Source organism: Cellulophaga geojensis KL-A, from assembly GCF_000568425.1.
Classification (GTDB): Bacteria; Bacteroidota; Bacteroidia; order Flavobacteriales; family Flavobacteriaceae; genus Cellulophaga; species Cellulophaga lytica.
On sequence record NZ_ARZX01000046.1, the window covers coordinates 1 to 5,679 of the forward strand.

General features: G+C 34.2%; 7 protein-coding genes. All 7 read right to left on the bottom strand.

Features of this window, described 5'->3' with window-relative positions:
- Positions 1-151 precede the first annotated feature (151 nt).
- On the bottom strand, positions 152-1,264 hold the full coding sequence (locus KLA_RS17750) for a YaaC family protein (protein WP_051456153.1): 1,113 nt from the start codon (positions 1,262-1,264) through the stop codon (positions 152-154).
- Positions 1,265-1,397: 133 nt separating this feature from the next.
- Positions 1,398-2,339, bottom strand: a complete 942-nt coding sequence (locus KLA_RS16910) for a DMT family transporter (protein ID WP_034647287.1) — start codon at positions 2,337-2,339, stop codon at positions 1,398-1,400.
- 318 nt (positions 2,340-2,657) lie between these two features.
- Positions 2,658-2,933, bottom strand: a complete 276-nt coding sequence (locus KLA_RS16915) for a hypothetical protein (RefSeq protein WP_152536872.1) — start codon at positions 2,931-2,933, stop codon at positions 2,658-2,660.
- 9 nt (positions 2,934-2,942) lie between these two features.
- The gene (locus KLA_RS16920; RefSeq protein WP_034647292.1) at positions 2,943-3,176 is read right to left on the bottom strand and encodes an Imm27 family immunity protein; all 234 of its coding nucleotides are present in this window, start codon (positions 3,174-3,176) and stop codon (positions 2,943-2,945) included.
- A gap of 101 nt (positions 3,177-3,277) precedes the next feature.
- Complete coding sequence (locus KLA_RS16925; protein WP_034647294.1) at positions 3,278-3,931, bottom strand: phosphoribosylanthranilate isomerase; 654 nt, start codon at positions 3,929-3,931, stop codon at positions 3,278-3,280.
- Complete coding sequence (locus tag KLA_RS16930) at positions 3,928-4,416, bottom strand: NUDIX hydrolase (protein ID WP_034647296.1); 489 nt, start codon at positions 4,414-4,416, stop codon at positions 3,928-3,930. Before KLA_RS16930 ends, KLA_RS16925 begins: the two co-directional genes overlap by 4 nt.
- A 228-nt stretch (positions 4,417-4,644) precedes the next feature.
- The coding region (locus KLA_RS16935) for a DUF4238 domain-containing protein (protein WP_235183594.1) at positions 4,645-5,679 on the bottom strand (1,035 nt) is incomplete at its 5' end.

Consider the following 5,679-nt stretch of genomic DNA (forward strand, 5'->3'; position numbering starts at 1 on the left):
ACTAGGATTTGATCTTGGAATACGTATAAGATTAGTTGCGTGGTTTAAGCAACTAATTTAGCAAATAAAAACCGAATAGAAAATCCGCGAGGATTTTCGTAAGTAGGCTATAACCAAGCAATTAATTTTATACATTGTTGTGCAACGTTTTTTATTCGATTTTAGCCATTGGTATAGCACAAATTTGATTTGTAATATAACTTGTCATTAAATAGAAAAATTGATTAGGACAAGAATTAACAGCTTCTTGTATTATCGATTGATATTTTCCTTTTAGTATTTCTTGATTTAGAGTAGGTCTATATCTCGCAACAGTTCCAATATAGTAGGCAAATGCCAATGTTGCGGAAAGTCTATGCATTCTACTTGGTTCAAGGTTTAGATAATTACGATAACCATTTCTAGTAATCATTGGTGTTATTCTTAAGTCTTTTATATCGGCACAGATTTTCTTGTACGCCATTTTATGGCTCGTGTCAGAATTATTTGTGTAATTAAATACCAATTTAGATTTGTAATATTTTTTTGAACTGTCTGACTTACATTCAATAGGTTCGAGCTTATTTTTGAAAATTCCTTTAGTAAGTTTATCAGTTTTCATTATTTTATCGAACTTCTTTTCATACGCGAGAGTGTAATAAATTCTTTTTCTCGTTGAATTTGTTCTAATAATTAATTCAATTGGTAAAAATTTTCTTTTCGTATTTGGAAAAAGGTCAAGAGCATAACCAATTTCGTGAACTTCGGGAAGCTCTCTCAATATTTCATCAAGTTTGATTTCATTTCCGTCAACATTTTTGATTTCAACTCCAATTACTTTAGAAAATTCGTGGAATATTGAAACACCACTATCGTTTATGTTAGCTAATTTTAAATTCAACTTTTTATTAGAAGGTAAAGATAGTCCGTGATGTTCAGTTTTAGTCTCTAAATCATATCCATTGACTAATAAATACGCTTTGACCAAATTTATTAGAGAATAATAAATCATAGTGCCTTTAGCTGGCATTCTTGCTTGTTTTGAAGAAATGTGAAATCCTTCTCCAAGTTCAGCAAAGTATTTAGCTTTAATGTAAAGTTTTCTTTTTTTTCCTCTATCTTTTTTGATTCCGTTTATTTTACTGTCTAGCCAAGCTTGTAAATAACTAAATGGGTCAGAAGTCAAAATAAAAGGCGCTCCAGAATTATTACCAAAAGGAAAATATTTAACCGCTTTATAATCGCGTCTTACTTGTTCTCCTAACTCTTTTTCTAATTCTGTCATATGTTTTTCTCAAATGTTGCACAACGTTAGGTATAACCGAAGTTACGGGATTAAAGTTAATGTTTTTCGGCTTATCACAGGCTTTAGCAATTGTGAGTGGATTTGGACGTAGTCGAATCCGCCGTAATTGCGGTTATACATTGTTGGCAACTGGCTTTTCCGCATTATCCGATTCGTTCTTTACTTTTTTTGAGCCATAATATATTCCCAACAACACTAATGTTATTCCTACAATGTGATACCAATGAATATTTTCGTTTAAAAATAAAAATGATAAAATAACGGCACTCACGGGCATAATTCCTGTAAACAGTCCAGCTACGCTCGCTGAAACTTTAGAAACTCCGTCGAACCAAAGAATGAATGCAATTACAGAGCCAAATATTCCATAGTATAGTATTGGGAGAAAGTCTTTGAAAGAGTAATTTCTCAATGCGGAATAATCTATGTCAATAAATGCAAATGGAATGGATAACAAAAGTCCAATCCAGATGATGTGGAATGAACCGTGCATTGCTGGAATATTGGGTGTTTTCTTTCTAAAAATGGTAAATAGAGCTTCGCAAACTACAGCTAATATGATAATTAAGTTACCCAAAATTCTATCATTTACTCCTTCAGATGTACTGTGAGCCTCAGTAAATAAATTGATTATGCAAACGCCCAAAATGGCAAAAACAATTCCAATCCACATATTCCTTGAAATCCTTTCTTTTAACAGAAACATAGCTATTAAGGCAATAATTGCCGGTGCTGTACTTGTAATGATTCCCGCATCTACTGGCGAAGTCATTTTTAAACCATAAAAACTCAAAACTCTGAACATAACAACTCCCGTTAGAGATTGCAGAACGAGATATTTCCAATCGTTTATTGCGGGTTTTACTTTATTTTTCTTGTTTTGATGTAGATAGAATGGTGTTATTCCAATTAACGCAACAATTAGTGTTAAAGATGTCCCGAAAAATGTCGGGAATGAATCGGCAATTAGTTTGCTTACAACAATTGTACTTCCAACAATTACCATAGCAAAAAATAATTGTAGATATGCTGTTTTATTATTTTTTTCGTTCATTTATTGTCCGATTAAATTTTGGTGTAATTCATTTTTTTCAGCTTGTTGCCAACGGTGAGGCTAAGCGTAGTGCGGAGGCAAGGAAACTTTTTGTTTCCGTCTACGCACGCAGCTAAAGCTTATTGTTTAGTTTTATTTTTTCTTGTCCAAAGCTAAATCCATAAGATTTAGCGACTTTATAAATATACGCAGACCTTTTATTTTAGCCCCAAAGTCCGCATTACGTTTAGGTATTGTTGTAAAACGTTTTTATTCCGTCGGAGTGAATTCCACCCACGCTCCATCAACATATTTTTCCAATTTTCCATATTCAGGTTTTCAATTCGAACGACCTTTCAGTCTAACAGGATTAATCCAGTCTTGTTGGCAATTAGGCTCTGGGTTTGGTATTTCTGTCCATTCGCTCGATTTTACCCCATAAGCTTGAAGTCCAGCTTCCATTGCTTGCATTTCCGATTCGTACCACTCGTCCCATTCCGCGCCACAATCTTCTATTTTTGCGTATCCAAAAAGGTAAGTTCCGTTATCATCATTGTGAATCATTAGACGTACAATTCCATTAGTTGGTTCTGATATGGATGCAATTTTTCTCAAAAGTTTCTTTTATTGAATTTGGACAAGTTTAGGTGGACCTCCACCTTGATAATGGCTCTGTGGATAGCTTAATTCCCAAATGCTACCGTCGTTCGCTTTATACTTAATTGTCCAACCATCTTCACTCGTTCCAATTTTGGTAAGTTCTTGCTTAATCATAGATTTAATGATTTTACAATTTGAATCAGCGATTACATTTCCATTTTCAAATTTCCAATGTCCTATAATTTCTTTCTTGCTCATTAAATGTTTTACAACGGTTAGTATATGCGTAGTTGCTGACGGTAGGAAGCAATTATCGCATATACAGTGTTATGCCTTCGCCCTTCTTTTTGTAGTATGTTTCATTGTCCAATTGCATTAAAAAAGTCTTTAAGTTTTTGTCGGTCAAGCTGTCCTTCTGTCCGAACACTACTGCATAAGTCAAGCCCAAAAGGTTTAACAGTTTCGATTGCTTGTCTTACATTGTCTTTGTTTAGTCCACCTGCAAGAAATAAAGGAATTGGAATTGCTTTTCTTATTTCCCGGCTCAATTCCCAATTATGAGTTCGTCCTGTTCCGCCTAATTCCTTAACAGACAAGTTTGGATTTCCACTGTCCAATAAAATAGCATCAACATAATTAGATACTTCAATGGCTTCTTTTACAGAATTCTCGTCAATAACGTGAATGACTTGAACCAATTTCACATTTGGCAATTCGTTTCGCAGTATTTGATATTCACGTTTTTCCAATTCATCAACAATCTGAATTGTCGAAGTATTTACTCTTCTGTAATGCTGGATTATGTTTTGTGGTTTTGTTTCACTTGTTAGCAAAAAAGTTGAAATAGGTGGTGGTACTGTCTTGGCAATTTGATAAATAAGTTCATCTCCAATAACACCTGGGCCACTTGGCATATGCCCAACCAAACCCAATGCTGATGCCCCATATTCAACGGCTAATCTTGCTTCTTCAATACTGCTTATACAGCAAATTTTAACTCTTGGTCTTGTCATATAATTACTTTATTTTCAATTTCTTCTGTCATTGACAAAAGGTTAAGTTTTTCATCATACTCCGCACTGAACGCAAAAGTTTTGTTGTCAAGAATATACTTGTAAATATACCAATCAGTTTTTGGCGTTGTTATATTCAATAGGTCGTCAAAATTAATCCACATCAAAGTCCCTTCGTTACAATTTGGTGGTTCAACAAAATCAATATCTGCGATATACACATAACCAGTCCAATTGTATTCTGTTGGTGAGGTCTCTGTCAAAATACCGCAATATTTCATCGTTTCAACTTTGATACCTGTTTCTTCAAAGGTTTCACGTATGGCTGATTTTAAAGGACTTTCAAAAGGGTCAAGTTTTCCGCCAACTGGTGTAAAATTGTCTTTGTTTGGCTCTTTAAGTCTTTTGAGCAACAGGAATTTGTCTTTATGTCTCAAAATGCAGAGTGTCGCTACTCTTTTAAGTCCTATCGGTATTTTATTCATTCAGTTTCGTCTTTTAGGGTGAGGCATAACGTCTCGGCTAAGCGTAGTGCGGTAGTAAGGAAACTTTTCGTTTCCGTCTGCGCACGAAGCTAAAGCTTATTGTTTAGTTTTATTTTTTCTTGTCAAAAGCTAAATCCATAAGATTTAGCGACACTATAAATATACACAGACCTTTCGGTTTTACCCTAAAGTCCGCATTACGTTTAGGTATTGTTGTGCTTAGTATTTTTACAACCCTAAACCTTTTAATTTAGCAAAAATGTCTGCCGTACTATCTCCTTCTTCAAGAGGTCTTTCTGATTCTTGCTTTGTGTCCAAGTAAGATTCTAAAGCAGGTTTTGAGCCGAACATAAATCTTTCTGAATTTTGCATTTGAGAATAATTGGATGTTAATTTCTCTAGTTCAGAAAATGGACGGACAGAATTTCGTCTAAAAATTCTATTCTCTAAACCTTCAACATTCTCTGGCATTAACATTAAAATATGTTTAGAGTCAAGAGGCAATTTTAAAATGTTCGATGGGTCAAATGGTGCAAATCGTTCTGGCTTATTGTTTTCCGCAATTACAGGATTATCGCTTGTTACAAGTTCCAAATTATCATCTTCAATTCTTACGACACATATTCCATCATTTGCAAGGCGAATTTTTATTAAATTAAGCGCTGTCTCCAATTGTATCAGAACCATTCCTGGTTGTCTGGTTTTATTCCATTCTGCGGTAAATTCTTCAAGTTCACGTCCTTTAATAGAAATTTTTTCGTCTTCGAACATAAAATAGTCCTTTCCAGTTTGTTTACAAAGTTGAAAGGCGCTTTCTAAAACTCTTCTTTTTAAGTTTCTACTAGCGTTTATCCATTTGGTTGTTCTATAATACATTGTTACTACAGTTGAGATAATCAACTCCCTTTGTTCACTAGTAACTTCAGTTATTGATGGGTCTGTTAAGATTTGATAGATAGAATCGTAGTGCTGTTCAATTTCTTCTGAATAAAATTTTTCGATTGCCATTTTTTGGGCAATAGTTTCGCCCGGTAAAGTGTAGAGATGTTTTTCTAACGCTACATTTGTAATGTTAGATTTGAAAATTGCTTTTTTCTCAGTTTCGCTTTCAGGTAGAGCGTGTATAAAACATTCTCCACCTTCAGCTATTCCAAAATGTTTAAGATATGTTCTTGGTACGAAATGTTGTCTTTTAACTAATTCTTCCGGCATAGTACAATTTTGAATATTAAGCACAACGGTAGGTATAACCGAAGTTACGGG